The sequence below is a fragment of the Stenotrophomonas sp. P2112 genome, assembly GCF_041897515.1.
In the GTDB taxonomy this organism is placed as follows: domain Bacteria; phylum Pseudomonadota; class Gammaproteobacteria; order Xanthomonadales; family Xanthomonadaceae; genus Stenotrophomonas; species Stenotrophomonas sepilia.
The window spans coordinates 106457-121346 of record NZ_CP169216.1; the positions used below are offsets into that span (position 1 = coordinate 106457).

Below are 14890 nucleotides of genomic sequence, written 5' to 3' on the forward strand. Positions count from 1 at the left end.
ACCCGGCCAACCACGACTGTCGCTTTGAGCGACCAACCACGAGGGGCTGCGCCGTTCGCGGGAAACCTCAATCGTCCGCGGAAACCGTCCGCCCCGACGCCCACGCGCGCAAGGCCTCGACCTGCTCGGCCATCAGCACCGACAGCGGCCTCGTCGCGCGGATCTCGTTCATCAGCAGCTCGGTGTCCAGCGGCCGGCCTTCGGCGTGCGCTGCGTACAGTCCGGCCACGATCGCCTGCTCGATCTCCGCGCCGGAGAAACCATTCGCCGCGGCCGCCAACGCCGGCAGTGCAAAGTCGTCCCCATTGAGCTGGCGTCGCCCCAGATGCAGCCGCAGCAGTTCCACGCGCACTTCGGGGGTGGGCAGGTCGACGAAGAAGATCTCGTCGAAACGGCCCTTGCGCAGCAGCTCGGCCGGCAGTTCGTGCACCTGGTTGGCGGTGGCGACGATGAAGACCGGCGCCTTGCGTTCGGCCATCCAGGTCAGCAGGTAGCCGAGCACGCGGCGCGATACGCCACCGTCCTCGCCACCACTGGCCAGGCCCTTCTCGATCTCGTCCATCCACAACACGCAGGGCGCCAGCTGCTCGGCCGAGGCCAGCGCCTGGCGCAGGTTGGCCTCGGTCTCGCCGTGGTACTTGTTGTACAGCGCACCCACGTCCAGGCGCAGCAGCGGTACACCGAAGCCGGCGGCGGTGGCCTTGGCCAGCATCGATTTGCCGCAGCCCTGCACGCCCAGCAGCAACATGCCGCGCGGCGGGTCCAGGCCGGCCGGTGCCGAGCCGGCGATGAAGGCCACCCGGCGCTGGCTGATCCAGCGCTTGAGCCGGTTGGCGCCGGCCACGTCGCCGAAGCGTGCGCTGTCGTGCTCGAAGAACAGGTGGCCGCTGCGGTTGAGCAGCTCGAACTTCAGCCGTGCCAGCTGCGGCAGGTCGTCGTCGCGCAGCGCGCCATCGGCGTAGATCAGCTGGCGGGCGATGCGGCGGGCATCGACCAGGCTCAGGCCCTGCAGGTTCTTCAGGATCTTCTTCACCGCCTCGCTGTCGACCTCGACGCGGCGGCCGCCGTGTTCGCGCGCATAGGCGTCGGCCTCCTCGCGCAGCATCTTCAGCAGGGCGTTGGCATCGGGCAGGCGCGGGTTGAAGCGCACCGCCAGTGCTTCCAGCTCGGCCGGCAGCTCGACCTTGGCGCCGATCAGCACCAGCACGTGCGGTTCGCTGTGGCGGCGCTGGATCAGGTCGCGCAGTGCGCGCTGGTGGCTGGCATAGCCCAGGTAGGGGTGGAAATCGAGCAGCAGGTAGACACCGCGCTGATCAGCCTGGCGGATCATCTGCAGCGCGGCGCTGGCATCGGGCGGGCCGACCGGCGGATCCTCGCGGTCCAGGTCGATGCGGCGCAGGCCCTCGGTGATGGACCAGCGGTGCAGGGCCCGCCACACGTGCATCAGCGTCTGCCGGAACAGTTCAACGATGCGCCCCTCATCCTGGGTCTCGATCACGATCAGGGGGGTATTGGCGCGGATCAGTGCGCTCAGGTCCTGCAGTTCGCTCATGCCGGTTCGATCCTTCGGGGGCGCCACGATAGCAAAGGCGATGGCCACGGGTTCAGCACGGCGCTACCTCCCGTCACCACCGCCGGTGTACGCTCGGGGCACGTACCCGGAAGCGAGGCTGGCATGAAGACGATCCTGGTGGCCGGTTCCAAGGGCGGGGTGGGCAAGACCACCGTCGCCACCCACCTGGCCGCGTACGCGGCATTGCAGGGCAAGGCCACGGTGATCGCCGATGCCGACCCGCAGGGCTCCAGCACCCGCTGGGCACAACGGCGTGCCGGGCTGGAAAGCGCGGTGCTCCCCATCGATGTGTATCGGAAGAAGCAGTGGGCGCAGAAGCTGCCCGACGGTACCGATACCGTCATCATTGATGCACCCGCCGGTGCGCTGGCCGACGATATCCCCCATTTCCTGGACGCGGCCGACGCCGTGGTGGTGCCGGTGCTGCCCTCGGCGCTGGATATCGAAGCCATCGTCGGCTTCCTCAACAGCCTGGCCCAGAACCCGCGCGTGCACAGCCGCAAGCTGCCGGTAGGGCTGGTCCTCAACCGCACCAAACCCTGGACCCAGACCTCGCAGCAGGCATTGCAGATGCTGGCCGAATGGCCGTACCCGGTGGTCGCGCAGCTGCGTGACAGCCAGAGCTACGTGGTCATGACCGGCCTGGGCCGCAGCCTGTTCGACTATCGCTCCGCCCAGGTGCGCGAACACCAGGCGGACTGGGAACCGCTGCTGTCCTGGCTCAAGCTTTGATGCCTGCCTCACTTCTCCTGCTGCATCCTCTTCTCCATGGAAACCCGCGATGCGTGAACTGATCCTGCTGCGCCATGCCCATGCCGAACCCGCCGTTTCCGGCCAGGCCGACCTCGACCGGCCGCTGTCGCCGGTGGGGCTGGCCGAAGCTGAAGCCGCCGGCAAGTGGTTGAAGGAAAACAACCTGCTGCCGGACTGCGTGCTGTGCTCGCCGTCGCGACGTACCCGTGAGACCCTGGAAGCGGTGATGACGGCCATCGGCTATGTCGAGAAGCGCCTGGAAGACCGGATCTACGAAGCCACCCCGGGCACCCTGGCGGCGCTGGTGGACGAACGTCGCGACCTGGACCGGGTGCTGATCGTGGGCCACAACCCGGGCCTGGAGCAGCTGGTGGCCCTGATGACCGACGGCACCAGCAGCGACTACCGGGGCATGCCGCCGGGCGGCGTGGCCGTCCTCGGCTTCCCGCGCGAGGTCTCGATCGAGCCGGGCGTGGCCAGCCTGAACGCGTTCTGGTGGCCGTGATCCGATGAGCCAGGCGCGGCGCAGCCGCTTCCTGCTGCCCGCGTTGCTGGCGCTTGGCCCGGCCTGGGCGGCTGTGCCCCCACCAACCCCGTTGCCGCCGGTGTCCGCCGAAGCGCCGCGGGTACTGCGCCTGGATACCCAGCGCTCGCGGATCGGTTTCGAGGTGCGGACCCGTTTCGGCCAGCGCATCGAAGGCGTATTCCCGCACTTCGAGGGGCGCATCGAGATCCTGTCCGACGGGCGCCACCAGGTGCACCTGAAGATGTTCACCCGTTCGGTGGAGATCCCTGGCAAGGCGCGCTACACCGGCTGGATGCGCGGCGAAGAGTTCTTCGATGCAGGGCGCCATCCGGTGGTCGAGTTCGACTCGCTGCCGTACTGGCCGGAGACGGTGGAACAGGGGGGCGACATCAACGGCCGGCTGACCCTGCGCGGCGTCAGCCATCCCGAGTCGCTGCGGGTCGAGAAGGCGGAGTGCGCCCGACCCGGCTATGATTGCGATGTCGTCAGCCGCGGTACCGTGCAGCGAGGCCGGTATGGAATGGACAGCTGGCAGCTAGCCCTGAGTGACCGAGTGACCTTCGTATTGCGTGCGCGCCTGAGCGAGGCGCCGAAACCGTGAACCTCCTGCTGCGTTTACTGGCGCTGGCAACGGTGTTGCTGGGCAGCGGTTGTGCATCGCTTTCGCATGCCGAGCGCGACCGCGCCGAAGCGATCGCCGTGCAGGCGCGCTCGACCGTGGTCGGCTGCCAGCGCGCCGACCGCTGCGCGCAGGACTCACCGCTGCGTGCGCTGGCCGGCCGGGCGTTCACCGAATCCACCCCGGAACAGCCGCGCCACTACGCCACCCTGCTCGACGAGGGCGAAGGTGCGCTGGTGGCGCGCCTGAACCTGCTGCGCAGCGCCACCCGCAGCATCGACCTGCAGACCTACATCTTCGACAAGGACGACAGCGCCCGGCTGGTCATCGACGAGCTGCTGGCTGCATCGCGGCGCGGGGTGAAGGTGCGCGTGCTGATCGATCAGCTCTCGGCGATCTCCGACCTGCAGATCCTCGGCGCGCTGTCCAGCGCGCACCAGAACTTCCAGCTGCGGGTCTACAACCCGACCTTCGGCAAGGCCCGGCTGAACTACTTCGACTATGCCGGCAGCGTGCTGTGCTGCTTCCGCCGCTTCAACCAGCGCATGCACAACAAGCTGCTGGTGATCGACGATGCGATCGGCGTGGTCGGTGGCCGCAACTACCAGGACGACTATTACGACTGGGACCGCGAGTACAACTTCCGCGACCGCGACGTGCTGATCGCCGGCCCGGAGGCGCGGGCGATGGCCGCCAACTTCGATGCCTTCTGGCATGCCAGGCGCAGCGTGCCGGCCGAGCGCCTGAACGATGTCGGCCGCACCCTGCTGCGCGAGGGCGTGCCGACCCTGCCGCCGGCCAGCTTCCGCCGCCCCGAGCGGGTGCAGCGGGTCAGTGCCGAAGCCAATGACATGGACTTCGTCAGCCGTTCCTTCGTCGATACCGCGTTGCCGGTGGCCTCGGTGCGCTATGTCGCCGACCTGCCACGCAAGCACCGGCGCGAGAAGGCCGATGCGCCACTGGCGGGCCAGCACGTGACCGAGCCGCAGCTGGATGCGCTGATCGCCGGCGCGCAGGAGGAGGTGATCCTGCAGACGCCGTACCTGGTGTTGTCCAAGCCGGCGCAGAAGCTGTTCCGCGAGCTGCGCAAGCGCCCGCAGCCGCCGCGGGTGGTGGTGTCCAGCAACAGCCTGGCGGCCACCGACAACCCGATCGTGTATGCGCTGTCGTACAAGTACAAGCGGCGCAACATGCGCGAACTGGGCTTCAACATCTTCGAATACAAGCCGTTCCCGCTGGATGCACCGGTCGACTACCGCAACCTGTTGCCAGATCCGATCGCCGCGCCCGGAGGTGACGACGACGGCGGGCGCAATCCGCTGATTGGCGGCAGCGCCGCGGGCAGCAATGCCGGCGACAGCCGCGATCGCGATGAGCATCCGGCACCCACCGGCAAGCAGGGGCCGGTGAACCACCCGCGCACCGGCAGTGCCTACCAGAACGCGCGCGAGCGCCGCCGCGCGGCCGGCAGCGAGGTCGAGACCCGCCTGCTGCGCACCGAGACCCGGCCCTCCTTCCTGGGCAGCAAGGCGGTCAACAAGCCGTTGCCGGTCACCCGCAAGGGCGCGCGCATGGGCCTGCATGCCAAGTCGCTGGTGGTCGACCGCCGCATCGGCGTGGTCGGCACCCACAACTTCGATCCGCGCAGCGAGAACTACAACACCGAAGGTGCGGTGATCATCGACGACCCGGCCTTCGCCGAGCAGCTGGCCGAGAGCATCCTGCGCGATACCCACCCGCAGAACTCGTGGACGGTGGCGCCGCGGGCCAAGCCGCCGGTGCTGTCCGGGCTCAACTACAGCGTCGGCAAGGCCTCCGAGGCACTGCCGATCCTCGACTTCTGGCCGTGGCGCTATGCCACCGACTACGAGTTCAAGCCCGGCCCGGACTGCCCGCAGCCGCTGCCCCGGCAGGACCCGGACTTCCACCGCTGCTATGTCGCCGTGGGCGATTTCCCCGAGGTCAATGTCGGCCCGAAATGGCTGCTGGTCCGAATGCTGACCGCATTCGGCGCCGGCCTCGTTCCCATCCTCTGAAGGTGCCCGCATGACCCTGGTGTTCCGCGAAGCCGTTTCCCTCGAGCAGCTCAACACGCTCAGCCGCAACACCGCGATCGAGTCGCTGGGCATCGTCTTCAGCGCGGCCGGCGACGATTGGCTGCAGGCCACCATGCCGGTGGACGAGCGCACCCGCCAGCCCTACGGCATCCTGCATGGCGGCGCGTCGGTGGTGCTGGCCGAGACCCTGGGCAGCAGCGCCGGCAACCTGTGCGTGGATACGGCCAAACAGATCTGCGTAGGGCTGGAGATCAACGCCAACCATGTACGCGCCGTGCGCTCGGGCACCGTGACCGGCACCGCTCGTGCACTGCACGTCGGCCGCAGCACCCAGCTGTGGGAGATCCGCATCGAGGACGAGCAGGGCCGCCTGGTGTGCATCTCGCGGCTGACCCTGGCGGTGGTGGCGGCCGGCCACGGCTGAGTCCCGGACGGCCGGTGACGGCAGCGGAACCCAGCGTTCCCCGCCGATTGCCCCGGTCGATGGGTGTTATGGCCTAAATCGGCTGGCAGCGATGACGGCCCTCCGGTATCGTGCGCGGATGACTTCCCCCACTCCGGCCCCCCGCGGCGGCGTGGCGCGTGTGTGCCGTTACCTGTACCGCGTACCGCTGCTGTTGGTCCACATCATCGTGTTCCTGCCGCTCATCCTGATCGGCATGCTTCGGCCGTGGGGCGAACTGCGCGTGGGCGAGGCGACCCTGGGGGCCAAAGTGGTCAACTGGTGGCAGGGCGGGCTGATGTGGATCTTCGGCTTCCGCCTGGTGCAGATCGGCACGCCGCTGCCCGGCGCCGTGCTGTTCGTCGCCAACCACGTCAGCTGGGTCGACATCTGCATCCTGCACAGCCAGCGCATGATGGGCTTCGTCGCCAAGCGCGAGATCGCCAGCTGGCCGCTGGTCGGCTGGCTGGCCGCGCGTGGCCAGACCATCTTCCACCAGCGCGGCAACACCGAATCGCTCGGTGGCGTGATGCAGGTGATGGCTGACCGCCTGCGCGAAGGCAAGGCGGTGGGCGTGTTCCCGGAAGGGCGCACCCGCGGCGGCCACGAAGTAGGCCCGTTCCATGCCCGCATCTTCCAGGCTGCGGTTGAAACCGGCGTGCCGGTGCAGCCGGTGGCACTGGTGTACGGGCTCAAGGGCGATGCGCAGACCATTGTCGCGTTCGGCCCCGGCGAGAGTTTCTTCGCCAATTTCCTGCGCCTGCTCGGTGAGCCGGCGCGGCGTGCAGAAGTGCACTTCCTGACACCGATCGGTGCGCAGGACCTGGAAGGCCGTCGGCGCATCGCGGAGACGTCGCGCGCGCGCATCGTGGCGGCCATGAGCACCGAGTGAGGGTGCGGTGGCCCTGATCCCGCCACCCGTCCTGGACGCCGGCACGCCGACGCTGCACGCGGCTGACTACCAGCCCCCGCGCTGGCTGCGCAATCCGCACCTGCAGTCGATGCTCAGCTCCAGCCGCATGCGCCTGCAGCGCGGCCTGCTGCTGCTGGCCGCGACCGGTGCGATCAGCGAAGAACTGATCCTCGACGGCGGTGATGGCGTGCGCCTGCAAGGCTGGCACAGCCACATCGAAGGCCGCGAACCCAAAGGCATGGCCCTGCTGCTGCACGGCTGGGAAGGCAGCGCCGAATCCAGCTACATGCGCATGGCGGCCGCGCGCATGCTCGAACAGGGCTTCGACGTGGTGCGGCTGAATTTCCGCGACCACGGCAATACCCATCATCTCAACCCTGGCATCTTCCACTCCAACCTGATCGACGAAGTGGTGCATGCCGCGGGCGATATCGCCCAGCGCTGGCCGCAGTTGCCGCTGGTGGCCGCCGGTTACTCGCTGGGCGGCAACTTCGTGCTGCGCCTGGCCCTGCGCGCGCCAGCGGCCGGCGTGCCGCTGCTGCGCGTGGCCTCGGTATGCCCGGTGTTGGACCCGGCGCTGACCATGGAGAGCATCGAGAACGGCCCGGCGATGTACGACTGGTACTTCCGCCGCAAGTGGGCCGGTTCGCTGCGGCGCAAGCGCGACCTGTTCCCCGAACTGAGCGACTGCGACGACCGCGTACTGAAACTGGACATCCGCGCGCTGACCGCCTGGCTGGTCGAGCGCCACACCAGTTTCGGTTCGTTGCAGGCCTATTTCGATGGCTACTCGATTGCCGGTGATCGCCTGTCCACGTTGCAGGTGCCGGCCGACATCCTGATGGCGCAGGACGACCCGGTGATCCCCTACGCGACCTTCAGCGACTGGCAGCTGCCGCACCAGGCGCATCTGGAAACCGCCAGCTGGGGCGGACACTGTGGCTTCCTGGAAAACTGGCGCGGTGACGGCTTCTCCGAGCGCTGGGTGGCGCAGCGCCTGCAGCGCGTGCTGCAAGGCTGAACCGGCACGGGCGCGCAGGCCGCTACAATGCGGGTTTGCCCTTGAACCGGACCGCCATGCAAGACCAGATCATCCAAGCGTTGCGCCAGAACGAGGCCGACCGGGCCGTGCAGCTGGCCCAGGCGTGGACCCGTGATGAACCCGGCCAGGCCGAGGCCCACCGCTGGCTGGCGCTTGCGCTGCAGCAGCAGGGCAAGGCCGAGGACGCGATGGAGGCCCTGCAGCAGGCGCTGCAGCTGGCCCCGGACAACGCCCAGCTGCACCTGCAGCACGCCGGCCTGCTGCTGGCCCTGCGCCAGTTCGACGGCGCAGGCGAAGCACTGACGCGCACCACCGGGCTGGACCCGAACGCATTCGCCGCGTACCTGATGCAGGCCCACCTGGCGATCGGTCGCAACGATTTCGATGAAGCGCAGCGCCTGTCCACGCTGGCCTCGCGTGTCGAACCGGACCACCCGGAGCTGCTGACCATCGATGGCATGATCGCGCTGCGCCGCGATGATGCCGATCGCGCGCTGACGCTGCTGTCGGCCGCCAACCAGGCCCTGCCCAACGACATCCGCGTGCTTTACGCACTGGGCTTCGCCTACCTGGGCAAGAACATGCTGGCCTTCGCCGAGCAGGCGTTCCGGCGCGTGCTGGAACTGAACCCGACCATCGCCTCATTGCATGGCCTGGTGGTGCAGCTGGCCATGCGCCAGGGCAACCTGGAAGCTGCGGCAGAGGCGATGCAGATCGCGCTGCAGCAGGAAGGCCTGGATACGCCTTCGATGCGCCGCCTGGCCGGCGAACTGGCACTGCGCAGCGGCCAGCCGCTGCAGGCGCTGGAGCACCTGCTGCCGTTGCTGGAATCGCTGCCTGATGACCGCGACGTGCTGCAGCTGCTGCTGATGTCCTGGCAGCGCCTGGGCCGCGAAGACGAGGCCCGCGCCCGCCTGGATGCAGCCCTGGAGCAGCACCCGCAGCTGCACGACCTGTGGCTGGCACGCCTGGCGGTGGAGGAGGTCGGCAGTGCCACCGCCGCCGCCACGGTCGAGCGCTGGATGGACGCGATGCCGGGCCACCTGCCGGCGCTGGAAGCGCGCCTGCGGCTGCACGACATGGTGGGCGAACACGCCCAGGCCGAAGCGATCGCCGAGCGCATCGTCAGCCTCGAACCGGGCCGCGTCAGCGGCGAAACCCGCCTGGTCGAAGGCCTGCTGCAGCGCGATCCGGCCGCTGCGGTCGCCCGCGTGCAGGCGCTGATCGGCATGGCACCGGAAGGCCACCGCGCCGACCTGCGCACCTGGCTGGGTGAGATCCAGGATCGCGCCGGGCAGCACGAAGATGCGCTGCAGACCTGGCTGGCCCTGCAGGCCGACCAGGCCCCGCAGCGCCTGCCGCTGCCGCCGCAGGCCAAGGCACCGCCGAGCTGGCCGGACAAGGGCGAGATCGACGGCGATGCCACCTCCGCGCCGATCTTCCTGTGGGGCGCGCCAGGGTCGGGCGTGGAGCGCGTGGCGACCGGCCTGGCCGCGGCCAGCCCGGTGCTGCGCAGCGACCGCTATACCTCCAACGCACCCGACGACGCCTTCCAGAACTACCACACGCTGCAGGACCTCGCTTCGGGCGTGCTGACGCCGGAGCGGCTGGTGCAGCGCTGGCGCGAACAGCTGCCGTCGCGCGGCGTGCAGGACGACGCGATCATCGACTGGCTGCTGTGGTGGGACAACGCGCTGCTGTGGGCGCTGCGCCCGCAGTTGCCGCAGGGCCGCCTGCTGGTGGTGCTGCGCGACCCGCGCGACATGCTGCTGGACTGGGTGGCCTATGGTGCCGCCGCGCCGCTGGCGATGACCTCGCTGGCCGAAGCCAGCGAATGGCTGGCGCGCGCGCTGGCCCAGGTCGCCGCTTTGCACGAGGACGATCTGTACCCGCAGGTGCTGCTGCGCATCGACCAGATCGGCAACGATCCGCAGGCGATGGCCGAACTGCTGGGCCGACTGTTCGAGCGGCCGATGCCGCCGGCCGCGCAGCTGGGCGCGCCGCGCTTCCCGCCGGGCCACTGGCGCAACTACCGCGACGTGATGAGCGCCGCCTTCGCCAAGCTCACCCCGATCGCGGTGCGCCTGGGTTACCCGGAAGAGTGAGGACACGCCGATGCAACTGAGCAGCCACAGCCTGACCAACGGTGCACCGATCGACCGCGAATTCGCCGCAGGCGATGCCGCGGGCTTCGCACCGGACCGCAATCCGCACCTGGCCTGGAGCGATGTGCCGGAGGGCACCCGTTCGTTCCTGCTGGTATGCGTCGATCCGGACGTGCCGACCGTGCCGGAGACGGTCGGCCGCACCGACATGAGCGTGCCGCGCGACCAGCCCCGCTGTGATTTCGTGCACTGGGTGATGGCCGATATTCCGGCTTCGGTGCGCGAGATTGCCGCAGGCAGCTGCAGCGACGGCTTCGTGGTGAAGGGCAAGACCACGCCGGCCGGGCCGGCCGGCAGCCGCCAGGGCCTGAACGACTTCACCGGCTGGTTCGCCGGCAACCCGGACATGGCCGGTGACTACCTGGGCTACGACGGCCCCTATCCGCCGTTCAACGACGAGCGCGTGCACCGCTACTTCTTCCGCGTGTTCGCGCTGGACGTGGCATCGCTGCAGCTGCCGGAACGCTTTACCGCCGCCGACGCCTACCGGACCATGCACGGCCACGTGCTGGCCGAAGCGGCACTGCACGGCACCTACACGTTGAATCCGGCGCTGGGCTGAGGCGGCATAACGGGTCGTGCCGGCCGCTGGCCGGCAACGCCCGTGTGCTGCTGCATTCGCCCGTGGCAGCCGGCCAGCGGCCGGCTCTACCGCTGACGAAGACGGGCGACCCTGCGGCCGCCCTTTTCATTCGTCCGTACCGGCTACCGGCGCGAACACCAGCACATCGCCGTGCGCATTGCGCAGCAGCAGGCGGCCACGCTCATCCAGCGCAAGCGTCATCTCTGCGCGTGCATTCACCAGCGTGCCGGCGACACGTTCCTGTTCGGCCACCTCGGCCCGCATGCAAGCGGCTGTGGTGATGATGCCGCCCTCAAGAACCAGCCGGTCACCTTGCAGGTGATAGGTGCTGCTTGACTGGTTGCACAGGTTCAACTCGCTCATGTAGCCGGGTTGGAAGCGCAGCGTGTAGGGCGGTCGACCGCGCACGAACAACGCATCAATGCGCCGGCCCTGCGCGTCGGTGGCGCGCGCGAGTTGCCACGGATGTGCCTCGAGCTGCCCGGTGGTGGGCGTGCTGGCAGCGGCCACATCCGTAGACATGGCCAGCAGCGCGGCAATGATGAGGGCGGGGACGTGCTTCATGCCGATCTCCCTGATGCATGCGGGTAGTGCCGGCCGTTGGCCGGCAACATCCGTGTGTTGGCGGTGCTCCGCAAGGCAGCCGGCCAGCGGCCGGCTCTACCCACCACGAAGAAGGGCGACCTCGCGGCCGCCCTCCTGTGGTTTTACTTCTTCTCGATGGCCGACTCGACCACCATGTCCAGTACATACGCCTGCGACGGCGCATCGGCCGGCGGGTTCTTCACTTCGTAGCGCTTCACGCGCACCACGTTGCGCACGCCGTCTTCGTGGGTGTAGCCCTCGATGTTGCCGTAGAAGTTCTCGAACTTGCCCGGCTCACCCTGCTTCAGGCCCTTGTCGTCGAACTTCACTTCGCGCACCTGCAGGCACTGGTAGTCCGGGATCAGCGGGTGCGAGCACTTCTCGGTCTTCGCGGCCACTTCCAGGAACACGGTTTCGCCGGCGCCGCCGTAGCGGGTTTCAGCGGTCGGTTCCGGGTTGAACACCAGCACGTCGCCCTTGGCGTTGGTCAGGGTCAGCTTGCCATCGGCATCCTGCTCGGCCTTCAGTTCGCCCTGCAGGCGGCTCGACACGGCTTCGTCCAGCGCCATCAGCGCCTTGTCGGTGCAGGCCATCATGGTCGAGGCCATCGCACTGACCGTCAGCTTGCCGTCGGCCAGGGTGTAGCCGCCGCCCATGCGGTTGCAGGTGTTGCTGACCGACAGGCGGCCATCAGCGAAGTCCAGGGTGACCGGCTTGTCTTCGCGGGCGAACAGCGCGTCGATGCGCTTGCCGTCGGCGCCGGTGGCCTGCTGCAGCAGCCAGTGCTGGCTCTGCAGGCGCTGCGCATCCAGGTGCGCCAGCGTCTGCTGGTCCGCTGCCTTGGTCGCGGCCGGGGCCACGTCGTCGCCGCCATTGCCGGCCGGGGCCGGGGTCTGGCTGCAGGCGGCCATCAGGGCCAGCGGGAGGAGCAGGGTGAGCTTGCGGTTCATGGTGATTCTCCTTGGGGAACCGTGGGGAAAACGGGGTGGGGCCGGCAATGGGGTTACCGTGCGGCCGGCGCTGTTCAGCTGCCGGAGGGCAACCACAGCAGCAACGCAGCGCCCAGCGCGATGCGGTAGATCGCAAAGGCGGTGAACCGGTGCGACTTGATGTAGCCCATCAGCCACTTCACTACGACGAAGCCGGTGATGGCCGCGGCAAGGAAGGCCACGCCCACCTCGGTCCAGTTCTCGCTGCCCAGCTGCCCGTCCCTGGCCAGTTCCAGGAAGGTGTAGGCGCTGGCGGCGAACATGGTGGGAATGCCAACCAGGAACACGAACTCGGCGGCAGCGGCGCGGCGGCTCAGGCCCAGCAGCATGGCCAGGAAGATCGCCGAGGCCGAGCGCGAGGTACCGGGGAACACGCCCGCCACCACCTGCGCCAGGCCGACGCCGATCGCCACGATCCAGGTCACCTGGTCGCGGTCGGGCAGGCGCGCGGTGTAGGCCTCCACCAGCAGCATCCAGACGCCACCGATGATCAGTGCCCAGGCTACCGGGCTGACCGTCTCCGGCAGCGACCAGCCGGCCTTGCGCACCACCAGGCCGACCACGGCGGTGACCAGGAACGCAGCGCCCAGCTTGAACACGTACTCACGGTTCTCGCGTTGGTTCAAGCCGGTGGCCAGCTGCAGCAGGCGCTGGCGGAACACCAGCACCACGGCCACGATCGCGCCGGCCTGGATGACGATGTTGAAGAAGTCCGAGCGGGCACCCAGCCAGTGCTGGGCGATGAGCAGGTGGCCGGTGCTGGAGATCGGCAGGAATTCGGTCAAGCCTTCGAGGATGCCCAGCAGCAGGGCGGAGAGCAGGTCGGACATGGACGGTGCGGGCACGGGCGGCGGAAGGAAGGAGGTCGAGAGGATAGACGATCCCTGCTGCACCAAACGGGTGCGTCTGATGGCGGGTGCACCGGTTTGGTGCGCACCGTTCTGCACCGGCGCGGAGCAGCCATATTGAAATCAACAACTTGCGGGAATCAAAAAGTTGGCACGGTCATTGCTGTACCTCAGCAGGCATTCATCCCCATCCGAGGTCGTACCGATGTCCGTGGAAAACGTTGAGAAGCTGATCAAGGACAACCAGATCGAGTTCGTCGATCTGCGTTTCGTGGACATGCGTGGCGTCGAGCAGCACGTCACCTTCCCGGTCAGCATCGTCGAACCGTCGCTGTTCGAAGAAGGCAAGATGTTCGACGGCAGCTCGATCGCCGGCTGGAAGGGCATCAACGAATCGGACATGGTGCTGCTGCCGGACCCGTCCAGCGCGTACGTCGATCCGTTCTACGCCGATCCGACCATCGTGATCAGCTGCGACATCCTCGATCCGGCCACCATGCAGGCCTATGGCCGCTGCCCGCGCGGCATCGCCAAGCGTGCCGAGGCCTACCTGAAGTCCTCCGGCATCGCCGAAACCGCGTTTTTCGGCCCGGAGCCGGAGTTCTTCATCTTCGACTCGGTCCGTTTCGCCAACGAAATGGGCAACACCTTCTTCAAGGTCGACTCGGAAGAAGCGGCGTGGAACAGCGGCGCCAAGTATGACGGCGCCAACAGCGGCTACCGTCCGGGCGTGAAGGGCGGCTACTTCCCCGTCCCGCCGACCGACACCCTGCACGACCTGCGCGCGGAAATGTGCAAGACCCTGGAACAGGTCGGCATCGAAGTGGAAGTGCAGCACCACGAAGTGGCCACTGCGGGCCAGTGCGAGATCGGCACCAAGTTCAGCACCCTGGTGCAGAAGGCCGACGAGCTGCTGCGCATGAAGTACGTCATCAAGAACGTCGCGCACCGCAACGGCAAGACCGTCACCTTCATGCCCAAGCCGATCGTCGGCGACAACGGCAGCGGCATGCATGTGCACCAGTCGCTGTCCAAGGGCGGCACCAACCTGTTCTCCGGTGACGGCTACGGTGGCCTGAGCCAGCTGGCGCTGTGGTACATCGGCGGCATCTTCAAGCACGCCAAGGCCATCAATGCCTTCGCCAATTCGGGCACCAACAGCTACAAGCGCCTGGTGCCGGGCTTCGAGGCCCCGGTGATGCTGGCTTATTCGGCCCGCAACCGTTCGGCGTCGTGCCGCATTCCGTGGGTCTCCAACCCGAAGGCGCGCCGCATCGAAATGCGCTTCCCGGATCCGATCCAGTCCGGCTACCTGACCTTCACCGCGCTGATGATGGCCGGTCTGGACGGCATCAAGAACCAGATCGACCCGGGTGCACCGAGCGACAAGGACCTGTACGACCTGCCGCCGGAGGAAGAGAAGCTGATCCCGCAGGTCTGCTCCTCGCTGGACCAGGCGCTGGAAGCGCTGGACAAGGACCGCGAGTTCCTCAAGGCCGGCGGCGTGATGAGCGATGACTTCATCGACGGCTACATCGCGCTGAAGATGCAGGAAGTGACCAAGTTCCGCGCGGCCACCCACCCGCTGGAATACCAGCTGTACTACGCCAGCTGACCGGGCGCGATGGCGGTGGGTCCCCCCTCCCACCCGCCGCCATCGCTTCCGTTCTCGCGGCTGGGGAGCCGCAAGGCGGGCGCAGGCCCGCCGTTGTAGAGCGGGTCGCTGGCCCGCTGCAGTACAGCGGACTGCCGGTCCGCTGAAACAGGGGCAAGAGAGACCGGATACGCGACCAGG

At 68.2% G+C, this 14890-nt stretch carries 14 protein-coding genes; 10 read left to right on the top strand and 4 right to left on the bottom strand.

From position 1 onward, the window contains the following. Positions 1-67 precede the first annotated feature (67 nt). Positions 68-1552: an AAA family ATPase gene (locus ACEPA4_RS00440; RefSeq protein ID WP_005420987.1), complete on the bottom strand. Its 1485-nt coding sequence runs from the start codon at positions 1550-1552 to the stop codon at positions 68-70. Between the two features lie 123 nt (positions 1553-1675). Between ACEPA4_RS00440 and ACEPA4_RS00445 the strand changes: the two genes are divergently transcribed. The 9 genes from ACEPA4_RS00445 to ACEPA4_RS00485 all read left to right on the top strand — a co-directional run bounded on the left by ACEPA4_RS00445 (position 1676) and on the right by ACEPA4_RS00485 (position 10652). Further along, on the top strand, positions 1676-2305 hold the full coding sequence (locus tag ACEPA4_RS00445; protein ID WP_005420986.1) for a ParA family protein: 630 nt from the start codon (positions 1676-1678) through the stop codon (positions 2303-2305). Between the two features lie 49 nt (positions 2306-2354). Beyond that, positions 2355-2831 carry a histidine phosphatase family protein gene (locus tag ACEPA4_RS00450; RefSeq protein WP_005420985.1) on the top strand — a complete coding sequence of 159 codons (477 nt, stop codon included), beginning with the start codon at positions 2355-2357 and terminating at the stop codon, positions 2829-2831. Positions 2832-2835: 4 nt separating this feature from the next. After that, positions 2836-3453: a YceI family protein gene (locus ACEPA4_RS00455; protein ID WP_005420984.1), complete on the top strand. Its 618-nt coding sequence runs from the start codon at positions 2836-2838 to the stop codon at positions 3451-3453. Continuing rightward, positions 3450-5507, top strand: coding sequence for a phospholipase D family protein (locus tag ACEPA4_RS00460; RefSeq protein ID WP_262090518.1), 2058 nt, complete (start codon positions 3450-3452; stop codon positions 5505-5507). Before ACEPA4_RS00455 ends, ACEPA4_RS00460 begins: the two co-directional genes overlap by 4 nt. A gap of 10 nt (positions 5508-5517) precedes the next feature. Next, on the top strand, positions 5518-5952 hold the full coding sequence (locus ACEPA4_RS00465) for a hotdog fold thioesterase (RefSeq protein WP_049414459.1): 435 nt from the start codon (positions 5518-5520) through the stop codon (positions 5950-5952). 118 nt (positions 5953-6070) lie between these two features. Next, positions 6071-6862 (top strand): 1-acyl-sn-glycerol-3-phosphate acyltransferase, encoded by a 792-nt coding sequence (locus tag ACEPA4_RS00470; protein ID WP_065185546.1) that lies wholly within the window; start codon positions 6071-6073, stop codon positions 6860-6862. 52 nt (positions 6863-6914) lie between these two features. Beyond that, positions 6915-7904, top strand: a complete 990-nt coding sequence (locus ACEPA4_RS00475) for a YheT family hydrolase (RefSeq protein ID WP_050562730.1) — start codon at positions 6915-6917, stop codon at positions 7902-7904. Between the two features lie 56 nt (positions 7905-7960). After that, a complete protein-coding gene (locus ACEPA4_RS00480) occupies positions 7961-10030 on the top strand; it encodes a lipopolysaccharide assembly protein LapB (RefSeq protein ID WP_065185547.1) in 2070 nt (689 codons plus the stop codon). Between the two features lie 10 nt (positions 10031-10040). Beyond that, positions 10041-10652 (top strand): YbhB/YbcL family Raf kinase inhibitor-like protein, encoded by a 612-nt coding sequence (locus ACEPA4_RS00485; RefSeq protein WP_065185548.1) that lies wholly within the window; start codon positions 10041-10043, stop codon positions 10650-10652. Between the two features lie 126 nt (positions 10653-10778). On the opposite strand, the gene ACEPA4_RS00490 is transcribed toward ACEPA4_RS00485, so the two are convergent. The 3 genes from ACEPA4_RS00490 to ACEPA4_RS00500 all read right to left on the bottom strand — a co-directional run bounded on the left by ACEPA4_RS00490 (position 10779) and on the right by ACEPA4_RS00500 (position 13077). Then, positions 10779-11237 carry an META domain-containing protein gene (locus ACEPA4_RS00490; protein ID WP_065185549.1) on the bottom strand — a complete coding sequence of 153 codons (459 nt, stop codon included), beginning with the start codon at positions 11235-11237 and terminating at the stop codon, positions 10779-10781. A gap of 143 nt (positions 11238-11380) precedes the next feature. Next, a complete protein-coding gene (locus ACEPA4_RS00495) occupies positions 11381-12208 on the bottom strand; it encodes an META and DUF4377 domain-containing protein (RefSeq protein WP_065185550.1) in 828 nt (275 codons plus the stop codon). 74 nt (positions 12209-12282) lie between these two features. Beyond that, positions 12283-13077 carry an undecaprenyl-diphosphate phosphatase gene (locus ACEPA4_RS00500; protein ID WP_139726579.1) on the bottom strand — a complete coding sequence of 265 codons (795 nt, stop codon included), beginning with the start codon at positions 13075-13077 and terminating at the stop codon, positions 12283-12285. 223 nt (positions 13078-13300) lie between these two features. Between ACEPA4_RS00500 and glnA the strand changes: the two genes are divergently transcribed. Further along, a complete protein-coding gene (gene glnA / locus ACEPA4_RS00505; protein ID WP_005420964.1) occupies positions 13301-14710 on the top strand; it encodes a type I glutamate--ammonia ligase in 1410 nt (469 codons plus the stop codon). Positions 14711-14890: the final 180 nt, after the last annotated feature.

Bases quoted from the DNA above. Each gene is read 5' to 3' on its own strand.
- ACEPA4_RS00440 (WP_005420987.1), bottom strand. From the start codon at position 1,552: ATGAGCGAACTGCAGGACCTGAGCGCACTGATCCGCGCCAATACCCCC.
- ACEPA4_RS00445 (WP_005420986.1), top strand. From the start codon at position 1,676: ATGAAGACGATCCTGGTGGCCGGTTCCAAGGGCGGGGTGGGCAAGACC.
- ACEPA4_RS00450 (WP_005420985.1), top strand. From the start codon at position 2,355: ATGCGTGAACTGATCCTGCTGCGCCATGCCCATGCCGAACCCGCCGTT.
- ACEPA4_RS00455 (WP_005420984.1), top strand. From the start codon at position 2,836: ATGAGCCAGGCGCGGCGCAGCCGCTTCCTGCTGCCCGCGTTGCTGGCG.
- ACEPA4_RS00465 (WP_049414459.1), top strand. From the start codon at position 5,518: ATGACCCTGGTGTTCCGCGAAGCCGTTTCCCTCGAGCAGCTCAACACG.
- ACEPA4_RS00470 (WP_065185546.1), top strand. From the start codon at position 6,071: ATGACTTCCCCCACTCCGGCCCCCCGCGGCGGCGTGGCGCGTGTGTGC.
- ACEPA4_RS00480 (WP_065185547.1), top strand. From the start codon at position 7,961: ATGCAAGACCAGATCATCCAAGCGTTGCGCCAGAACGAGGCCGACCGG.
- ACEPA4_RS00485 (WP_065185548.1), top strand. From the start codon at position 10,041: ATGCAACTGAGCAGCCACAGCCTGACCAACGGTGCACCGATCGACCGC.
- ACEPA4_RS00490 (WP_065185549.1), bottom strand. From the start codon at position 11,237: ATGAAGCACGTCCCCGCCCTCATCATTGCCGCGCTGCTGGCCATGTCT.
- ACEPA4_RS00495 (WP_065185550.1), bottom strand. From the start codon at position 12,208: ATGAACCGCAAGCTCACCCTGCTCCTCCCGCTGGCCCTGATGGCCGCC.
- ACEPA4_RS00500 (WP_139726579.1), bottom strand. From the start codon at position 13,077: ATGTCCGACCTGCTCTCCGCCCTGCTGCTGGGCATCCTCGAAGGCTTG.
- glnA (WP_005420964.1), top strand. From the start codon at position 13,301: ATGTCCGTGGAAAACGTTGAGAAGCTGATCAAGGACAACCAGATCGAG.